Genomic DNA, 17,892 nt, shown 5'->3' with positions numbered 1-17,892 from the left:
CGTCCGTACGCGGACGGGTCCTTTCGGCGTCGTACCCGGTGTGGCTCACCCGTTCCATCTGTCGTCATCGACAGGCCCCGGAGTCCGTGCCCCATGAGGCAGGAGGACCCGGGAAGTGTTCACCGGAATCGTCGAAGAGCTTGGTGAGATCACCGCCGTCGAGGTACTCGACGACGCCTCCCGTTTCCGGCTCCGCGGCCCCGTCGTGACCGAGGGCGCGCGGCACGGTGACTCCATCGCCGTGAACGGCGTCTGTCTCACCGTCGTGGACCACGAGGGCGACGAGTTCACCGCCGACGTCATGGCCGAGACCCTCCAGCGCTCCAGCCTGGGCGCCCTCGCCGTCGGCTCCCGCGTCAACCTGGAACGCCCCACCGCCGTGGGCGCGCGCCTCGGCGGCCACATCGTGCAGGGCCACGTCGACGGCACCGGACAGGTGCTGGAACGCCGGCCGTCCGAGAACTGGGAGATCGTCAAGATCTCGCTGCCGGCTGACCTCTCCCGCTACGTCGTGGAGAAGGGCTCCATCACCGTCGACGGCATCAGCCTCACGGTCGTGGAAGCGGGCCCGGACCACTTCACCGTCAGCCTCATCCCGACCACCCTCGCCCTGACCACGCTCGGCCACAAGCAGCCCGGCGACCCGGTCAACCTCGAGGTCGACGTCATCGCCAAGTACGTGGAGCGGCTGCTCGCGGCCGGACAGGGGGACCGACGGTGAACTCGCTCAACTCCGAGGCGTTCACCCTGTTCGGCCAGCACATCCTCTGGTCGGACATGACCGGCAACATCTTCGGCCTGGTCGCCCTCGCCCTCGGCTGGCGGCGCTCCCTGTGGACCTGGCCGGTGCAGTTCGTCTCCGGCCTCGTCCTCTTCGCCGCCTTCTACGGCCACCTGACCGGCAGCGCCGGCAAGCAGGCGGTCGTCATGGCCGTCGCCGTCTACGGCTTCTGGCAGTGGAACCGCGGCAAGGGCCAGGGCGCCGACGGCCACATCGCCCCCCGGTTCGCCACCTGGCGCGAGCGGGCCGCGATGCTCGCCGCGGCCGCCGCCGGAACCGTCGCCGTGGCCCTGCTCTTCAAGGCCTACCCGAACCTGTCCTGGGACCCCTGGCCGGACGCCTACATCTTCGTCGGCACCATCGTCGCCATGTACGCCCAGGCCAAGGGCATGGTCGAGTTCTGGTTCGCCTGGCTGCTCGTCGACCTCGTCGGCGTGCCCCTCAACTTCGCCAACGGCTACGCCTTCTCCGGCTTCGTCTACGTCATCTACGGCGCGCTCGTCCTGTGGGGCATGCGCGACTGGTGGCTGCGCTCCCGCAGGGGTTCGCAGCCCGTCCTGGAAGGAGCCCCGGCATGACCTCGGCCCCCCTGCTGTACGGCACCGACGGCGCCGCCATCGACACCGTCGCCGCCAACGACACCATCGACGCCTTCGACACCTTCCGGCTCGACCCGGTCGAGCGCGCCGTCGCCGACATCGCGGCCGGCCGCCCGATCGTGGTCGTGGACGACGAGGACCGGGAGAACGAGGGCGACCTCGTCATCGCCGCCGAGAAGGCGACCCCCGAGATCGTCGCCTTCATGATGACCGAGTGCCGCGGCCTGATCTGCGCCCCCATGGAGGGCGACGAACTCGACCGGCTCCAGCTGCCGCAGATGGTCGCGGACAACACCGAGTCGATGAAGACCGCGTTCACCGTGACCGTGGACGCCTCCGCCGCGCACGGCGTGACCACCGGCATCTCGGCCTCCGACCGCGCCACCACGCTCCAGCTGCTGGCCACCGGCACCGCCGAACCCACCGACTTCGTCCGCCCCGGCCACATCTTCCCGCTGCGCGCCAGGCCCGGCGGCGTCCTGGTCCGCGACGGCCACACCGAGGCCGCCGTCGACCTCGCCCGGCTCGCGGGCCTGAAGCCCGCCGGCGCCATCGTGGAGATCGCCGGCGAGGACGGCCGCATGCTGCGCCTGCCCGAGCTGATCCCGTTCGCCCGTAAGCACGGCCTGACGATCATCTCCATCGAGGACCTGATCGCCTACCGCCGCTCCCGCGAGCTCACGGCCCAGGGCGCGAAGGAGACCCCCGCGCAGGGGACCTCCGTGAAGGAGACCCCCGTGCGGGAGCCGGCCGTCCGCCGCGAGGCCGAGACCGTGCTGCCGACCCGGCACGGCACCTTCACCGCCTACGGCTACCGGTCCACCGCCGACGGCGTCGAGCACGTCGCCCTCGTCCACGGCGAGATCGGCGACGGCGAGGACGTCCTGGTCCGCGTCCACTCCGAATGCCTCACCGGCGACGTCTTCGGATCGCTGCGCTGCGACTGCGGCCCCCAGCTGGACGCCTCGCTCGCACGCATCCAGGCCGAGGGCCGGGGCGTCGTCGTCTACCTGCGCGGACACGAGGGCCGCGGCATCGGACTGCTGTCCAAGCTGCGCGCCTACGAACTCCAGGAACAGGGCCACGACACGCTCGACGCCAACCTCGAACTCGGCCTGCCCGCCGACGCCCGCGACTACGGCGCCGGCGCGGAGATCCTCGCCGACCTCGGCGTGCGCGGCGTACGCCTGATGACCAACAACCCCGAGAAGACCGACGCACTGCTGCGGCACGGCCTCAAGGTCACCGGCCGCGAGCCGATGCCCGTACAGGCGGGCGAACACAACCTCCGGTACCTGCGCACCAAGCGGGACCGGATGGGACACGATCTGCCCTGGCTGGACACGCCCGCCGGAGCGGCCCCCGCGGCCGCCCGCGGCCACCAGTAGTCGTGTCCACCTGCGGCAACCAGTAAGCGAAAAGCACTTAGGAGAGACGTGAGCGGCAAGGGTGCACCGGAACTGTCCGTACGCAACGCGAGCGACCTCAGGGTCGCCGTCATCGCGGCGCAGTGGCACGAGAAGGTGATGGACGGTCTGGTGGACGGCGCCCTGCGCGCCCTGCACGAGCTGGGCATCGACGAGCCGACCCTGATCCGGGTCCCCGGCGCCTTCGAACTGCCGGTCGCCGCCAAGGTCCTCGCCGGCCGCGGCTACGACGCGGTCGTCGCCCTCGGCGTCGTCATCCGAGGCGGCACCCCGCACTTCGACTACGTGTGCCAGGGCGTCGCCCAGGGCCTCACCCAGGTCGCCGTCGAGACCGGCGTGCCCGTCGGCTTCGGCGTGCTCACCTGTGACGACGAGCAGCAGGCCCTGGACCGGGCCGGCATCGAGGGATCCACCGAGGACAAGGGCCACGAGGCGGTGACCGCGGCGGTCGCGACCGCCGCCACCCTCCGCTCGGTGTCCGAGCCCTGGCACTGAGGCACGGCCGGAGCGCGTAGGGTTAGGACCACCATGTCCAAGAAGACTTTCGAGGAGCTCTTCACCGAGCTCCAGCACAAGGCCGCGAACGGCGACCCCGCCACCTCCCGCACCGCAGAGCTGGTAGGCAAGGGTGTCCATGCCATCGGCAAGAAGGTCGTGGAGGAGGCCGCCGAAGTCTGGATGGCCGCCGAGTACGAGGGCAAGGAAGCGGCCGCCGAGGAGATCTCGCAGCTGCTCTACCACGTCCAGGTGATGATGGTCGCCCGTGGGATCTCCCTCGACGACGTCTACGCCCACCTCTGAGCCGTTCTCCGCAAGAACCGCGTCACCACCCGTCACACGAAGGAAGCCGACCTCATGCTGCGCATCGCCCTCCCCAACAAGGGTTCCCTGTCCGGACCTGCGGGGGAGATGCTGCATGAGGCCGGCTACCGGCAGCGCAGGGAGACCAAGGAACTGCGCGTCGTGGACCCGGTGAACGAGGTCGAGTTCTTCTACCTCCGCCCCCGCGACATCGCGATCTACGTCTCCTCCGGCCGCCTCGACATCGGCATCACCGGCCGTGACCTGCTGGTCGACTCCGGCGCCGAGGCCGAGGAGATCCTCCCGCTCGGCTTCGCCCGCTCCACCTTCCGCTTCGCCGCCAAGCCCGGCACCGCGGAGAGCGTCGAGGACCTCAAGGGCAGGACGGTCGCCACCTCCTACGAGGGGATCGTCGCGGGCCACCTCGCCGACCGCCGCGTGGACGCCTCCGTCGTCCACCTCGACGGCGCCGTCGAGACGGCCATCGAGCTGGGCGTCGCCGAGGTCATCGCCGACGTCGTCGAGACCGGCACCTCGCTGCGCAACGCGGGCCTGGAGGTCTTCGGCGACCCGATCATGACCTCCGAGGCCGTCGTCATCCGCCGCACCGGCGCGGACACCGACGAGGCCGCGGAGGCGAAGGTCCAGCAGTTCCTGCGCCGCCTCCAGGGCGTCCTGGTCGCGCGGACGTACGTGATGATGGACTACGACTGCCGGGTCGAGCAGCTGGAGAAGGCCGTGGCCCTCACCCCCGGCCTGGAGTCCCCGACCGTCTCCCCGCTGCACAACGAGGGCTGGGTCGCGGTCCGCGCCATGGTCCCGACCAAGGAAGCCCAGCAGATCATGGACGACCTGTACGAGATCGGCGCCCGCGCCATTCTCACCACGGCCATCCACGCCTGCCGTCTCTGAGGGAACAGCAGCCCGATGCCCGACGCTCCTTCCGGCACTCCCGCCGTCCCCGCCCCCGCCCTTCCCGTCACCTTCCGGCCGGGCCGCACCCGGGCCATCCTGCTCACCGCCGGTGTCGTGATCTTCCTGGTGCTCGCCGGGGTCTCGATGCTGCTGGAGGATTTCGGCCCGGGCGACCGGCTCACCTTCGTCCTCACCGGGGCACTGAGCTTCTGGGCGCTCGCCCAGCTCGCCCGGGTGAAGGTCGTCGCCGACGAGTCCGGCGTCACCGTCGTCAACATCGTCAGCAGGCGCCGGCTGGACTGGGCCGAGATCCTCAGGGTCAATCTCCGCGCGGGAGACCCCTGGGTGTTCCTGGACCTCAGCGACGGCACCAGCCTGCCCGCGCTCGGCATCCAGCCGGGCATCGACAGGCAGCACGCCATCGCCGACGCACGGGCCCTGCGCACTCTCGTGGAGCAGCGGTCCCTCAGGGATCCGGAGCGGCGTCAGGGCTGAGCCGGGACCGCGTCCGGGCCCTCTCGGGGCCCGGTTCGGGGTCGGCTCAGGGTTGTCCACCCTGCCGCACCGGCCCCGGTCTTGATTAACCTGGGGGCGGAGGCTTTTTTCGTCGCGCCCCCACCCCTGGAGTGCCACGCCCGGCGCACAGGGGTTCCTGCTACCCGAGGAGTGACCCTCTCCGGCGATGGACGGATCGTCCTGTAGTACCTGCGCCGCCCTCTCCCGACATACCGCGGACCCCGTCCGCGGCCTTGCGGAGGCGGCGGCATCATGACCAACTCCCTGCTGCTCCTCGGAGCGGCGTTCCTGCTGATTCTCGCCAACGGATTCTTCGTGGCGGCCGAGTTCGGCCTGGTGACGGTCGAGCGCCCGGACGCCGAGAAGGCGGCCACCGAGGGCGACAAGCGCGCCCGTACGGTGGTGGAGTCGCTGAAGGAGCTCTCCTTCCAGCTCTCCGGCACCCAGCTCGGCATCACCATCACCTCCCTGGTCGTCGGCATGCTCGCCGAACCGGCCCTGGCCGAACTGCTGAGCGGCCCCTTCGCCGCCCTCGGCGTCCCCGAGGGCGCCGTCTCCGGCGTCGCCGTGGTCGTCGGCATGCTGCTCGCCTCGGCGGTCCAGATGGTGATCGGCGAACTCGTGCCCAAGAACTGGGCGGTGTCCAAGCCGCTCCAGGTCGCGCGCGTCGTCGCCGGACCGCAGCACCACTTCTCCCGCCTGTTCCGGCCGGTGATCGCCGCGCTCAACACGGTCGCCAACCGGCTGGTGCGTGCCCTCGGCGTCGAACCCGCCGATGAACTGGCCTCCGCCCGCACCCCGGGCGAGCTGGTCTCCCTGGCCCGCCACTCCGCACAGGCAGGCGCCCTGGAACAGGACACGGCCGACCTGTTCGTCCGCACCCTGTCCCTCGGCGGCCTCACCGCGCAGCACGTCATGACCCCGCGCGTGAAGGTCAGCGCCCTGCAGGCCTCGGCCACCGCCGAGGACGTGGTCAACCTCACCCGCGCCACCGGTCTGTCCCGCTTCCCCGTCTACCGGGAGAAGATCGACGAGATCGTCGGCATGGCCCACCTCAAGGACGCCCTGGCGGTCCCGGCGCACGAGCGCCTGCGCACCCCGGTCGGCCGCATCGCCCGCAAGGCGCTGCTCGTCCCCGAGACCCTGCCGGTCCAGCCCCTGCTCACGCGGCTGCGCAGCGAGCAGCCCATCGCGGTCGTCGTCGACGAGTACGGCGGCACGGCGGGCGTGGTCACCCTGGAGGACATCGTCGAGGAACTCGTCGGCGAGGTCCGCGACGAGCACGACCGCCAGGACATGCCCGAACTCGCCCCGGCCCCGCCCGAGGACGGCAGGGCCGCCTGGGACGTGTCCGGCGGCTGCCGCGTCGACATCCTGCGGCGCATCGGCCTCGACGTGCCCGAGGGGCCGTACGAGACCGTCGCCGGCCTGGTCGCCGATCTGCTCGGCCGGATCCCGGCCCCCGGGGACAGGACCGAACTGCCCGGCTGGCGGCTGGCCGTCCGCCAGGTCGGCCACTACCGCGCCGAACGGGTCCGCCTGGTCCGTACGGCCCCGGCCGCGACCCCCGTGGAGGCCGTGCGATGAGCGTCCTCCAACTGGTCCTCGCCGCGCTGCTCGTGCTCGCCAACGGATTCTTCGTCGGCGCCGAGTTCGCGCTCGTCTCCGTGCGCCGCAGCCAGATCGAACCGCTCGGCACCGCACGGGCCCGCCAGGTGCTGTACGGCCTGGAACGGCTGCCGCAGATGATGGCCGCCGCCCAGTTCGGCATCACCGTGTGTTCGCTGACACTGGGCGCGGTCGCCGAACCGACGGTGGCCCATCTGCTGGAACCGCTGTTCGAGGCGATCCGCCTCCCGGAGGGCGTGATCCACCCGCTGGGCTACGTGATCGCCTTGGCCGCGGTGGTCTTCTTCCACCTCGTCATCGGCGAGATGGTGCCGAAGAACCTCGCCATGGCCGCACCCGAGAAGGTCGCGCTGTGGCTCAGCCCCGGCCTGGTGTACTTCGCCCGGGTGTGCGGGCCGATCACCGTGGTCCTCGGCGCCTGCGCCCAGGGCATCCTGCGGCTCTTCCGCGTGGAGCCCAAGGACGAGGTCGAGGCCGTCGTCACCAGTGAACAGCTCAACCGCCTGCTGGAGGACTCCGGACAGGCGGGCCTGCTCGACCCCGAGGAGCAGGAGCGCCTCGAGGACGCCCTGGAGCTGGGTTCCCGCCCCGTCACCGACGTCCTGCTCAAGCGCGAATCGCTGGTCACGGTGGCTCCGTCGGTGACGCCGGGGGAGATCGTCGAGCTGACGGCCCGTACGGGTTACTCCCGCTTCCCGGTCGCCGCGGAGACGGGTCCCTTCATGGGGTTCGTGCACGTCAAGGACGTCCTCGACCTGGAGGACTCCGAGCGTGCCGTCCCCCAGCACCTCTGGCGCCCGATGGCCACGCTCCGCGCGGAGCTGCCGCTGGACGACGCGCTGACCGTCATGCGGCGGGCCGCCACCCATCTGGCCCAGGTGGCCGATCCCTTCGGCAAGGTGCTGGGTCTGGTCGCGCTGGAGGACGTACTGGAGCTGCTCGTCGGCGAGGTACGCGATCCGGCCCACCGGGACATCCCCGAGCAGGCGTTCTCCGAACCGAGGGCGAGCGGTGAGCCCGAGGGAGCGCTGGCCGGCTAGCGGTGTCGCGCCGCTGGGCTCAGGGGCGTACAGGGTGCGCCGCTGAGCCCAGCGGCGCACTCCGGCCGCGGGAGTGCGGGGGGCTGGTCGCGCAGTTCCCCGCGCTCCTGGGCAATCGCGGTGCCGTACGCCGCGACGGCACCGTCCCCTGCCGCGCCCGGCAACGGCCCACGGCACCTACACGTCCGACGGATCGTGCGGCCCCCGCCCCGACAGCACCTCCCCGTACGCCTGCATCAGATCCGGCAGGCGCAGTGTGGCGAGGTCGTCCCGCGACAGGGCACCCGGGTACACCGACAGCCGCAGATCCCGGTACGCGCAGCTCTTCTCGTACAGCGTGCGCAGGAAGCGGCCGTTGCCCAGTTCGTCGATCCACCCCTGGTCGACGACGTGCCCGGCGACGGACCGCAGCTCCTCCAGGGCCTCGTCGTCCCACCGGTCCCCGTTCTCGGCGGCGAGCACCCTGCCGATCTCGGTGAGCTCCTGTGGCCGGTAGGAGGGGAAGTCCACGCGAGTGGTGAAGCGGGAGGAGAGACCGGGGTTGGCGGCCAGCAGCCGGTCCATTCCCTCGGGATAGCCGGCCAGGATCACCACGAGGTGGTCGCGGTTGTCCTCGGCCCGCTTGAGCAGCACCTGCAGCGCCTCGTCGCCGTACGCGTCCCCCTTGCCGTACCCGGAGTTGGACAGCGAGTACGCCTCGTCCACGAACAGCACCCCGCCGATGGCGGAGTCGATCAGCTCGTTGGCCTTCACGGCCGTCTGCCCCAGGTACTCGCCGACCAGATCGGCCCGCTGGGCCTCCACGAGATGGTCGCCGCCGAGCAGCCCGAGGGCGTAGAAGACGCGGCCGAGGATGCGGGCGACCGTGGTCTTCCCGGTGCCCGACGGGCCGGAGAAGACGAAGTGCCGCTTCGGCGGCTGCACCGGCAGTCCCTGCCCGGCCCGCAGCCGTGCCATGTTCAGCTGCGCCGACAACGCCTTGACCTGGCGCTTGACCGGTTCGAGTCCGACCATGCGCTCCAGTTCGGCGAGCGCCTCCTCCAGCAGCCCGGGATCGGTCGGCCCCGCGGGCAACGGTGAGGAGGGTGACGGCATCCCGCTCTTCGCGCGCACCGGCGGACCGGAGACCGAGGACAGCGGACCCGCCGGCACGTCCGGTTCCGGCATCCGCAGATCGCGGCCCTCGGTGCCGAAGAAGGGATCGAGACCGTCCGGGCCGTCCACCACGTCCTGCCCGGCGCCGGTCAGCGTGATCGCCGCGAAGTCGGCCGGATCGTCGTACCCGTCCCCCTCGGCGATCGCCGCGAGCCGCGCGGAGGTGTCCATGAAGGCCGGGTCCACCCGGTGCACGGCCCGGTACAGGGGGAGCGCCGCGGCACTGCGGCCGGTGCCCTCGTGCGCCCGCGCCAGCCAGTACCGCAGCTCCTTGCGCTGCGGCTGCTCGCTGCGGCACCGCATCAGCGCCGCCGACAGCAGCGGCTCGGCCTGCCCGAACGTCTCCAGCCGGACCCGGGCCATACCGCCGAAGAGGCCGGCCTCGATGCCGAGCAGGGGGTCGTCGAGCAGCGGGTCGGTGTTCCGGACCAGCTGGTCCCAGTCCTTGACGAGGTAGGCGCGGCAGGCGTGCAGGAAGCGGACCTGCGGGTCGGTGTCCACCGGCGGCAGCCCGGCCAGGGCCCGGTCCAGCTCCGGCACGTGCCGGCCGTCCAGCCAGTGAGAGGCGTGCGCCAGCAGCAGGTCCCGGGGGCTCTCCAGCACCGGCTGCACCCACCAGCCCAGCCAGTACCAGGAGTTCAGGGACCGGCCGTGCCGGGCGCGCTGCTCCCCGAACCGGTCTCTGTGCCGGAACATCCTGAGCAGCGCGGTCGTCGTGTCGACGCGCAGCGCGTGCAGTCCGAGCCAGGCGTCCGCCATCCCCGGATCGATCCGCGCCGCGGCGCGGAACTCCTCCTCCGCCTGCGGATAGGCACCCATCGTGTAGGCGTCCACACCTCGCAGCCAGGCGAGGTCGGCCGGGGCCTCGGGGCCCCGCGTGCCGAAGTCCATCACGTCCCCCACAGACCGTGCCCCCGTTGGTTCACCACCGAGCAGGCGCCCGACGGCCGCCGCGGTCGAACCGCTGTGCCGCGGACCGGAGTTGCAGGTGCGCGAAGCAGCCGCTCGAAGGTCGCACCGAGGGCATCGTACCCGCGGTACCACCTCGCACCGAAGGGTGCCGTACGGGTCGTTCGACGAGGTGGGAGCAGACGGGGCGCACCGAAGTTCGGTGACCGAGGGTGAGCGAACAGGTGCGCGGGGCGGCCGTGAAAACGGGCCGAGGGCAGAACGAAGCCCCCGATCACGGGGGAACAACCGGGGGCTTCGCGTCTGCAGGCGGCTCCGATAGGCCGCACATTCAGAACGTAAGTCCTGTACGGCCCCCCGGTCAAGCGGAGTTGAGGCACTCGGAGAAGTTCGGTTGCGAGCGTCTTCACAGGTTCAGCACATTGCGGATGGTCCGTCACGGTGAGTGATGTTCGAGGGCGGAACAGGGGTCACCGCGGGCCCCGGCAGCACCTCGTACCCCTCAAAAGTCTGGCGTACCAGGAGATCGGCACGGGGGCGCGAGGGGTCGGCGGCGAAGTGCGCGCGCTCGGCCCGGACCCATTCGTCCCAGAACTCGCGCTGCCCCGCGCCGTCCCGCGACCGCCCGCGCGCCCAGGACTCCTCCCGGGGCAGCTCCATCCACAGCAACCGCGCCAGATGCGGCCGCAGCGCCCGGCGGCCCGCGCCGACCCCCTCGATCACGACCACGGGAGCGGGCGGCAGCGGGCGCGGCGGGCCGAAGGCGCGGACCGTCCAGTCGTACGGGGTGTACCGCGCGGTCTCGCCCCGGCCGAGGGGCTCGATCACCTGCGCCATCAGCCGGCCGGTCCAGCCGAAGAGCCGCTCGTGGTCGGCGATGTCGTCGAGGTGCAGCACCGGAGCCCCGCCCAGCGCGGCGGCCAGCCGGGCGGCGAACGTGGATTTTCCGGAGCCGGCGTGCCCGTCGACGCCGATCAGCCTGACCTGCCCCAGGGACGGGGGGAGGGCGCGCAGCCGGGCGGCGAGGTCGTGAATGGTGATTCCTGAGGTGTGATGCGGTGTGGGGGAGTTCTCCGGAAACAGTCTAGTAGTGGCCCATAGCGGACGCGGCGGCGGGCACGGGAACGTCACTTCTTGAACCACTGGCCGACGGCCGGTCAATCGAACCGATAAACATTCCGAATCGGCTGACCGATTTGTGAAACTCGGCGTTCCCGGTGTGCCGACCCCTGAGTAAGGTGCCTCCTGCGCAACTGTGGCGCGCCGTACGGGGATGGACAGGAGAACATGGCCGCGGGGTTATTCGAAGGGCACTACGTGTGGCATCCGGCGGCCGACGACCGTGTCCTGGCGAGCGTATGCGTCGATGTGCGCGCGGGCCGTTATCGATACGCCTGCGAAGCCCTTGCCGAGACGCGTGCCGACTTCGCCCTGCGCTCCCACCGCTCGCTGGTGCTGGCCTCCGAGGCGGCCGGCACCGATCTGGTCGAGCGCTGGCTGGCCGAGGAGCCGTCGCCCGAGGCGGCGCTGATGTGGGCCCGGGTCGCGGTCCAGCGTGCGATGCGGGCCGCCGACGCGCGCGACGAGCGCGCCGAGGCGCTGGAGCGGATCGCGCTGACCGCCTGTGCCCGGGCCGCCGCCCTGGCGCCCGAGGATCCGACGCCCTGGGTCGCCAAACTGACCATGGCCCGGCTGCACCGGTTGCGCGAACCCGCGCCGAAGGGGCTGCTCACCGGCCCGCCCGGGCCCTGGCGGCTGTTCGCGCACATCCTCTCCCTCGACCCCTGGCACCGGGAGGGACACCACCGCTTCCTGTCCTTCTTCTTCACGCGCCACGGCGGCTCGGTCAACGCGGCCTGGGACGTGGCCGCGTTCCTCAGTCAGCGGGCGCCCGCCGACTCCGACCTGCGGCTGCTGCCCCTGGTGGCGCTGGTGGAGAGCTACAACCCCACCCAACTGCTCGCCGACCGCGTCTGGGAGCAGCCCCAGTGGCGCTCCGCCGCGCTGGCGAACTACCACAACTGGCTGCCCGCGGTGGCCGGTTACCGCTTCACCCCGGTGCTCGACCTGGCCTACCTCGCGCACGCGCTGGTCATGGGCCAGCGCGAGTTCGAGGCCCGGGCGGTCTTCGCGGCGATGGGCCCGTACGCCTCGCGCATGCCCTGGAGTGCCTTCGGCGACCCCGCCGAACAGCTCTCCCGGGCCCGGCGCGCCTGCGGGCTGCCCGTTCCCGGACCCGCCTGACCCCGCACGTGCTCTGCCCCTCCTAGAGAAAGGTCGATCAGTGTCGGAACGGATATCGGCGCCATGGGCGAAGGCCCGCGGAGAAGAAGGCACCGTGGTGCTGGACGATGACGCCACCCTGCACGAGATGGGTTATCCGCGGAAACTCACGCGACGCTTCAAGGCGTTCGACAATTTCGCGATCTCCTTCACCATCATCAACATTCTTTCGGGTATCTTCTCGTCCTTCGGGTACGGAATGAACGCGGGTGGCCCCCGCATTCTCGTATTCGGCTGGATCGGCGTGTCCGTCATGGTGCTGTTCATCGGCGCCGCCATGGCGGAGGTCGCCTCGGCCTATCCCACGAGCGGCGCGCTGTACTTCTCGGCGGGCAAACTCGCCAAGCGGCACAAGGGCGCCTGGTCCTGGTTCACCGGCTGGCTGAACTTCGTCGGCCAGATCGGCGGTACCGCCGCCACCGGCTACGCGGCCGCCACCTTCATCCAGGCGTTCGTCGCCCTGCAGTGGACCTCCTACCAGCCGACCGTGCACCAGACGGTCATGATCACCGCCCTGATCATCGTGCTGCAGGGGCTCGCCAATACCTACACCGTGCAGCTCGTCGCCCTGCTGAACCGCATTTCCGTGTGGTGGCTGCTGGTCGGACTCGTGGTGATCGTGACCGCACTCATCGTGATGCCCGATCATCATCAGTCGGCGTCCTTCGTGACGCATTTCGAGAACAACACCGGCTTCACGAACGGCCTTTACGGCGGCATGCTCGGCCTGCTCGTCACCAGCTGGACGTTCACCGGGTTCGACGGCAGCTTCCACATGTCCGAGGAAACGGTCCAGGCCACGGTCAACGCCCCGAAGGGGATCACCCGTTCCATCGCCTATTCGGCGATCACCGGCCTCATCCTGATGCTGGCGCTGGTCTACAGCATCGGCAACTACGACAAGGTGGCCGGTTCCTCCGCACCGCCCGTCCAGATTCTCATCGACGGCCTCGGCCTCGGCACCGCCAAGGCGATGCTGTTCATCATCATCGGCGCCATGCTCTTCTGCGGTCTGGCCAACCTCACCAGCAACACGCGGCAGATCTTCGCCTTCTCCCGGGACGGCGCCATGCCCGGCTCCCGCTGGTGGCACTCGGTCTCGACGCGCACCCGTACGCCGGTGAAGGCGGTGTGGCTGGCGGTGGCCTGCTCGCTCGCGCTGGTGGTGCCGGGCTGGTGGTCGCACACGGCGTTCACCGCCATCGTCAGCGTCAACGTGGTCGGACTCTTCCTCGCCTACGCCATCCCGATCTTCCTGCGGCTGCGGCTCGGGAGCGCCTTCGAGCCCGGCCCGTGGAACCTGGGCCGCTGGGGCGTCCCCATCGGATGGGTCGCGGTGATCTGGACGGTGCTCAGCAGCGTCCTGTTCATGCTGCCGCAGGCCTCCCCGATCACCGTCGACTCCTTCAACTACGCGCCGATCGCGCTGGCCGCCGTCCTCCTCGTGGCCACGGTGTGGTGGTTCGCCACCGCCCGCCGCCGCTTCCAGGGCCCGGTCAGCTACGGCCGCCCCGACGAGATCGCGGCGATGGACCTCGTCTGAACGGTCGCGGACCTCGCCCGACGGGTCCGGCGCGCGTGATCCGGCACCGACCGCCGGCCCGCGCGCCGGCACCCGGCCCACACGGACGACAGTCCCGGCTCGCACGGACGACGGCTCCGGTTCGTCCCGGTGACGGCCCCGGCGTGTGGCATCCCGCCCGCGCCGGGGCCGTCCCGTTCCCGGGATTCCCCCGCCGGCCCGTGGGCCGGGTCCCTTCAGTGGCCAAGACCAATATTCGTGGCGCGGCATGTGCCGAAGTGCTGGCAGGGCCATGGCACCTGTTCCATAGTTGGCCCACAACCGTGCAGCGGATCAGTCCCGACTCGGACACCTGGGGGTAGTCGCGCCCATGAGCAGAGCCCAACAGCCGTCCCGTAGAACCGTCCTCGCCGCCGTGGTCGCCGCCGCGATGGCGGGAGGAGCGGTCCCCGCGGCCGCCGCCGGCGCCGAGGCGCCCGCCACCGGTCATCCCGGCCCGGCACCGGCCCGCCCCATCGACTACCACGCCTGGACCACGCACCACGACTGGCGCCGCGGTGCGGCCCGGGGCGTGCGGGCGGTCTCCGGCTCCCGCCCCGGTGTCGTGATCGGCGCCGCCGCGGGCCGCACCGACTACACCGACCCGCACACCGGCACCACCGCCGCCTGGGACTACGCCACCTGGACCTCCCCGGCCCACACGCTGCGCGTGCCCGCCACCGAGGTCATCGCCTCCTGGAACGCGCACACCCCCGACGGCACCTGGCTCCAGGTCGAGCTGCAGGGCACGTACACCGACGGCACCGCCACCCCCTGGTACGTGATGGGCCGCTGGGCCGCCGGCGACCAGGACATCAAGCGGACCTCGGTCGACGACCAGACCGACGGCAAGAGCACCATCTGGACCGACACCTTCGCCATCGATGACGCGAGCACCGGTCTGCGCCTGGTGTCGTACCGGCTGCGGCTGACCCTCTACCGCAAGCCCGGAACCCGTCTCACCCCGACCGTCTGGCGGCTCGGCGCCATCGGCTCCGATATCCCGGACCGCTTCACCGTCCCCGCCTCCACCCCCGGCCTCGCCCAGGAACTGGCCGTCCCGCGCTACTCGCAGGAGATCCACAAGGGCCAGTACCCGCAGTACGACAACGGCGGCGAGGCCTGGTGCAGCCCCACCTCCTCGCAGATGATCATCGAGTACTGGGGCGGCCGGCTCACCCCCGAGCAGCTGTCCTGGGTGGACCCGACGTACGCCGACCCGCAGGTCGACAACGCGGCCCGGTTCACCTACGACTACCAGTACACCGGCTGCGGCAACTGGCCGTTCAACGCCGCCTACGCCGCCACGTACCCGGGCCTGCAGGGCGTGGTGACGCGGCTCGCCTCGCTCAGCGAACTGGAGACCCTGGTCGCGGCCGGCATCCCGGCCATAACGTCCCAGTCCTTCCTGAAGACCGAGCTGACCGGGGCCGGTTACGGCACCTCCGGCCACCTGATGACGGTGATCGGCTTCACCGCGGACGGCGACGTGATCGCCAACGACCCCGCCTCGCCCAGCGATCCGGCCGTGCGCAGGGTGTACCTCAGGCGGGAGTTCGAGAACATCTGGCTCAGGACCAAGCGGTACAACGCCTCGGGCGGCGTCTCCTCCGGCACGGGCGGTGTCTGCTACCTGTACTTCCCGGCCCACCCCACCGCGCGTCAGCGCAAGGCGCTCGCCGCGGTGGGCGTGCGCTGACCGTGTGAGAGGCCCCGGGCGCCAAGTACCGCTCCGGGTACGGGCCGTGGCGACCGCCACGCCCGTGCCCGGGCCCGGCCGTCCTGATACGCCCGGTTGTCCGGCTCGCACGCTCTGGCATACTGCGGCTGTCCCGCCGACTCCCAGACCAGGGTCGAAATTGACTATGCGTCAGCAGAGTGCCGATGTCACCTCACGGACGCGCGGCACCGAGCGCTCCGCGGCGCGCCGCGCCGAACTCATCGCCATTGGGCGGAAGTTGTTCGCCGACACGTCCTACGACGCCCTGTCCATGGACGACATCGCCCGGCAGGCGCACGTCGCCAAAGGGCTGATCTACTACTACTTCCAGTCCAAGCGCGGCTACTACCTGGCGATCGTCCAGGACTCCGTGGCCGACCTGGTCACCTTCGCGGCCAGCGGCCTCGAACGTCCCGCCGTGGATCGCGTCCACCGCACCATCGACGGTTACCTCCGCTTCGCCGAGGACCACCAGGCCGCCTACCGCACCATCATCAGCGGCGGCGTCGGCTTCGACGCCGAGGTGCAGGCCATCCGTGACGGAGTGCGCGAGGCGATCGTCGCGACCATCGCCGAAGGGGCGTACGGCCGCTCCGGCATCGCCCCGCTGGCCCGCATGGGCCTGATCGCCTGGGTGTGCGGCGTCGAGGGGGCCACCCTCGACTGGATCGACCGCCCCGGACTCTCCCGGGACACCATGCGCGAGCTGCTGGTGAAGAGCCTCGGCGGAGCCCTGCGGGCCATCGAGGAGCTGGACCCGTCCTACCCGGCCCCGCCACCGGCCCGCCGCGACGGCTGATTCCCCGGGCCGGCGCCCCACGGCCGGTGCCCCGCGCCCCGGTGCCCCGCGCCCCGGGGCCCGCGCCCTCACGGCCGGGCACCCCACGCTCCAGGACTGGCGCCCCACGGCCGGGCACCGGGCACCCCACGCTCCGGGGCTGGGTGCCCCCATGGCCGGTGGCACCACGGCTCGCGGGTGCCATCCCGCGGTGGACGGCTGCGCATGCCCCGGGCCCGGTCGGCGCTCCGCTTCCCGGCTCCCGGATTCGCCCGTCGTCCGGGCCGGTTTCGGCGGCATGGACGACTCCGGCTGGAATGTTGAAGTGAGCGGTCGTTAACTGGTGACGTGAGGTTCCCCATCGGGCATACTCACCGCACAGAGCCGCTGGTCAGCAGCTTCCGCGACCCGGAAGCGGGACCCTTCGGCGGAACCGGAACGATCTGGCGGAGCCGCCCCACCCAAGGCGTACGCCCGCCGATGTGCCCGAACAGGGAGGAGAGCGACGCCATGTCCGACCGCGACCCGCAGCCGGTGGAGCGTCAACTGCCCACGGAAGAGGCGAGCGATCTGCTCGCACTCGTCCGTGAGATCGCACAGCGCGAGATAGCGCCCAAGGCGGCCGAGGAGGAGGACGCCGGACGCTTCCCGCGCGAGGTCTTCACCCTGCTCTCGGAATCGGGCCTGCTGGGCCTGCCGTACGACGCCGAGTACGGCGGCGGTGAGCAGCCCTACGAGGTCTACCTCCAGGTGCTCGAGGAACTCGCCGCGGCCCGGCTCACCGTCGGCCTCGGCGTCAGCGTGCACACGCTCGCCTCCTACGCGCTCGCCGCCCACGGCACCAAGCAGCAGCAGGTCGAGCACCTGCCCGCCATGCTCGGCGGCGGCCTGCTCGGCGCCTACTGCCTCTCCGAACCGTCGTCGGGCTCGGACGCGGCCTCCCTGCGCACCAAGGCCGTCCGCGACGGCGACCACTGGGTGCTCACCGGCACGAAGGCCTGGATCACGCACGGCGGCATCGCCGACTTCTACACCGTGATGGCCCGCACCGGCGAGGACGGCCCGCGCGGGATCACCGCCTTCCTGGTGCCCGGCGACGCCGAGGGCCTGAGCAGCGCGGCGCCCGAGAAGAAGATGGGGATGAAGGGCAGCCCCACCGCCCAGGTCCACTTCGACGGCGTCCGTGTCCCGGACGAGCGGCGCCTCGGCGAGGAGGGGCAGGGATTCTCCATCGCGCTCTCCGCCCTCGACTCCGGCCGGCTCGGCATCGCCGCCTGCGCGATCGGCGTGGCCCAGGCCGCCCTCGACGAGGCGGTCCGCTACGCCACCGAGCGCCGCCAGTTCGGTCACCCGATCTCGGACTTCCAGGGCCTGCGCTTCATGATCGCCGACATGGCCACCCAGATCGAGGCCGGCCGGGCGCTCTACCTCGCCGCCGCCCGGCTGCGCGACGCGGGCAGGCCGTTCTCCAAGCAGGCCGCCATGGCCAAGCTGCACTGCACCGACACGGCCATGCGGGTCACCACGGACGCCGTGCAGATCCTCGGCGGCTACGGCTACACCGCCGACTTCCCGGCCGAGCGCTACATGCGCGAGGCGAAGGTGCTGCAGATCGTCGAGGGGACGAACCAGATCCAGCGGATGGTCATCGCACGTCACGTGGCGGGACCGGAGGGTCGCTGAACTGCCCCCTGAGGACTGTCGGGGCCGCCAGCCTGATCCACTCCGGGTCGTGGCGGCCCGGCAGGGTGCGGCCCCGGTCGGCCCAGACGCGCATC

Annotated in this window: 16 protein-coding genes; 14 read left to right on the top strand and 2 right to left on the bottom strand. The window is 71.4% G+C overall.

Annotated elements, in window-relative coordinates; all coding sequences use genetic code 11:
- The first annotated feature begins 115 nt into the window (after positions 1-115).
- The 9 genes from OIB37_RS07060 (at position 116) to OIB37_RS07020 (ending at position 7,708) form a co-directional block, all read left to right on the top strand.
- Positions 116-721, top strand: coding sequence for a riboflavin synthase (locus tag OIB37_RS07060; protein ID WP_330456662.1), 606 nt, complete (start codon positions 116-118; stop codon positions 719-721).
- The gene (locus OIB37_RS07055; RefSeq protein ID WP_330456661.1) at positions 718-1,359 is read left to right on the top strand and encodes a nicotinamide mononucleotide transporter family protein; all 642 of its coding nucleotides are present in this window, start codon (positions 718-720) and stop codon (positions 1,357-1,359) included. Before OIB37_RS07060 ends, OIB37_RS07055 begins: the two co-directional genes overlap by 4 nt.
- The gene (locus OIB37_RS07050; protein ID WP_330456660.1) at positions 1,356-2,768 is read left to right on the top strand and encodes a bifunctional 3,4-dihydroxy-2-butanone-4-phosphate synthase/GTP cyclohydrolase II; all 1,413 of its coding nucleotides are present in this window, start codon (positions 1,356-1,358) and stop codon (positions 2,766-2,768) included. The genes OIB37_RS07055 and OIB37_RS07050 overlap by 4 nt, the downstream gene beginning before the upstream one ends.
- Positions 2,769-2,816: 48 nt before the next feature.
- Positions 2,817-3,302 (top strand): 6,7-dimethyl-8-ribityllumazine synthase, encoded by a 486-nt coding sequence (gene ribH / locus OIB37_RS07045; RefSeq protein WP_330456659.1) that lies wholly within the window; start codon positions 2,817-2,819, stop codon positions 3,300-3,302.
- A gap of 33 nt (positions 3,303-3,335) precedes the next feature.
- Positions 3,336-3,608, top strand: a complete 273-nt coding sequence (locus OIB37_RS07040; RefSeq protein WP_031486114.1) for a phosphoribosyl-ATP diphosphatase — start codon at positions 3,336-3,338, stop codon at positions 3,606-3,608.
- Between the two features lie 54 nt (positions 3,609-3,662).
- Positions 3,663-4,520 carry an ATP phosphoribosyltransferase gene (gene hisG, locus OIB37_RS07035; RefSeq protein WP_330456658.1) on the top strand — a complete coding sequence of 286 codons (858 nt, stop codon included), beginning with the start codon at positions 3,663-3,665 and terminating at the stop codon, positions 4,518-4,520.
- A gap of 15 nt (positions 4,521-4,535) precedes the next feature.
- Positions 4,536-5,018 carry a PH domain-containing protein gene (locus OIB37_RS07030; RefSeq protein ID WP_330456657.1) on the top strand — a complete coding sequence of 161 codons (483 nt, stop codon included), beginning with the start codon at positions 4,536-4,538 and terminating at the stop codon, positions 5,016-5,018.
- A gap of 273 nt (positions 5,019-5,291) precedes the next feature.
- A complete protein-coding gene (locus tag OIB37_RS07025) occupies positions 5,292-6,626 on the top strand; it encodes a hemolysin family protein (RefSeq protein WP_330456656.1) in 1,335 nt (444 codons plus the stop codon).
- Positions 6,623-7,708, top strand: a complete 1,086-nt coding sequence (locus tag OIB37_RS07020; RefSeq protein WP_330456655.1) for a hemolysin family protein — start codon at positions 6,623-6,625, stop codon at positions 7,706-7,708. Before OIB37_RS07025 ends, OIB37_RS07020 begins: the two co-directional genes overlap by 4 nt.
- Positions 7,709-7,885: 177 nt before the next feature.
- On the opposite strand, the gene OIB37_RS07015 is transcribed toward OIB37_RS07020, so the two are convergent.
- On the bottom strand, positions 7,886-9,754 hold the full coding sequence (locus tag OIB37_RS07015) for an AAA family ATPase (protein ID WP_330456654.1): 1,869 nt from the start codon (positions 9,752-9,754) through the stop codon (positions 7,886-7,888).
- A gap of 432 nt (positions 9,755-10,186) precedes the next feature.
- Entirely contained in the window at positions 10,187-10,855 is a 669-nt protein-coding gene (locus OIB37_RS07010; RefSeq protein WP_443058256.1) for a uridine kinase family protein, read from the bottom strand.
- A gap of 204 nt (positions 10,856-11,059) precedes the next feature.
- Here OIB37_RS07010 and OIB37_RS07005 point away from each other — a divergent pair, with 204 nt between their 5' ends.
- The 5 genes from OIB37_RS07005 to OIB37_RS06985 all read left to right on the top strand — a co-directional run bounded on the left by OIB37_RS07005 (position 11,060) and on the right by OIB37_RS06985 (position 17,797).
- A complete protein-coding gene (locus OIB37_RS07005) occupies positions 11,060-12,016 on the top strand; it encodes a hypothetical protein (protein ID WP_330456653.1) in 957 nt (318 codons plus the stop codon).
- Positions 12,017-12,056: 40 nt separating this feature from the next.
- Positions 12,057-13,598, top strand: coding sequence for an amino acid permease (locus tag OIB37_RS07000; RefSeq protein WP_330456652.1), 1,542 nt, complete (start codon positions 12,057-12,059; stop codon positions 13,596-13,598).
- 349 nt (positions 13,599-13,947) lie between these two features.
- Positions 13,948-15,315 (top strand): peptidase C39 family protein, encoded by a 1,368-nt coding sequence (locus tag OIB37_RS06995; protein WP_330456651.1) that lies wholly within the window; start codon positions 13,948-13,950, stop codon positions 15,313-15,315.
- A 166-nt stretch (positions 15,316-15,481) separates the two neighbouring features.
- Complete coding sequence (locus tag OIB37_RS06990; protein WP_330456650.1) at positions 15,482-16,135, top strand: TetR/AcrR family transcriptional regulator; 654 nt, start codon at positions 15,482-15,484, stop codon at positions 16,133-16,135.
- A gap of 489 nt (positions 16,136-16,624) precedes the next feature.
- A complete protein-coding gene (locus OIB37_RS06985; protein ID WP_330456649.1) occupies positions 16,625-17,797 on the top strand; it encodes an acyl-CoA dehydrogenase in 1,173 nt (390 codons plus the stop codon).
- Positions 17,798-17,892 lie beyond the last annotated feature (95 nt).

It is taken from the genome of Streptomyces sp. NBC_00820 (assembly GCF_036347055.1).
GTDB lineage: Bacteria > Actinomycetota > Actinomycetes > Streptomycetales > Streptomycetaceae > Streptomyces.
This window is presented reverse-complemented; position numbering and strand designations above follow the sequence as displayed.

What these genes read in the sequence shown, in the direction of transcription:
- OIB37_RS07050 (WP_330456660.1), top strand. Translation starts at nt 1,356, where the DNA reads ATGACCTCGGCCCCCCTGCTGTACGGCACCGACGGCGCCGCCATCGAC.
- OIB37_RS07040 (WP_031486114.1), top strand. Translation starts at nt 3,336, where the DNA reads ATGTCCAAGAAGACTTTCGAGGAGCTCTTCACCGAGCTCCAGCACAAG.
- hisG (WP_330456658.1), top strand. Translation starts at nt 3,663, where the DNA reads ATGCTGCGCATCGCCCTCCCCAACAAGGGTTCCCTGTCCGGACCTGCG.
- OIB37_RS07030 (WP_330456657.1), top strand. Translation starts at nt 4,536, where the DNA reads ATGCCCGACGCTCCTTCCGGCACTCCCGCCGTCCCCGCCCCCGCCCTT.
- OIB37_RS07025 (WP_330456656.1), top strand. Translation starts at nt 5,292, where the DNA reads ATGACCAACTCCCTGCTGCTCCTCGGAGCGGCGTTCCTGCTGATTCTC.
- OIB37_RS07020 (WP_330456655.1), top strand. Translation starts at nt 6,623, where the DNA reads ATGAGCGTCCTCCAACTGGTCCTCGCCGCGCTGCTCGTGCTCGCCAAC.
- OIB37_RS07015 (WP_330456654.1), bottom strand. Translation starts at nt 9,754, where the DNA reads ATGGACTTCGGCACGCGGGGCCCCGAGGCCCCGGCCGACCTCGCCTGG.
- OIB37_RS07005 (WP_330456653.1), top strand. Translation starts at nt 11,060, where the DNA reads ATGGCCGCGGGGTTATTCGAAGGGCACTACGTGTGGCATCCGGCGGCC.
- OIB37_RS06995 (WP_330456651.1), top strand. Translation starts at nt 13,948, where the DNA reads ATGAGCAGAGCCCAACAGCCGTCCCGTAGAACCGTCCTCGCCGCCGTG.
- OIB37_RS06990 (WP_330456650.1), top strand. Translation starts at nt 15,482, where the DNA reads ATGCGTCAGCAGAGTGCCGATGTCACCTCACGGACGCGCGGCACCGAG.
- OIB37_RS06985 (WP_330456649.1), top strand. Translation starts at nt 16,625, where the DNA reads ATGTCCGACCGCGACCCGCAGCCGGTGGAGCGTCAACTGCCCACGGAA.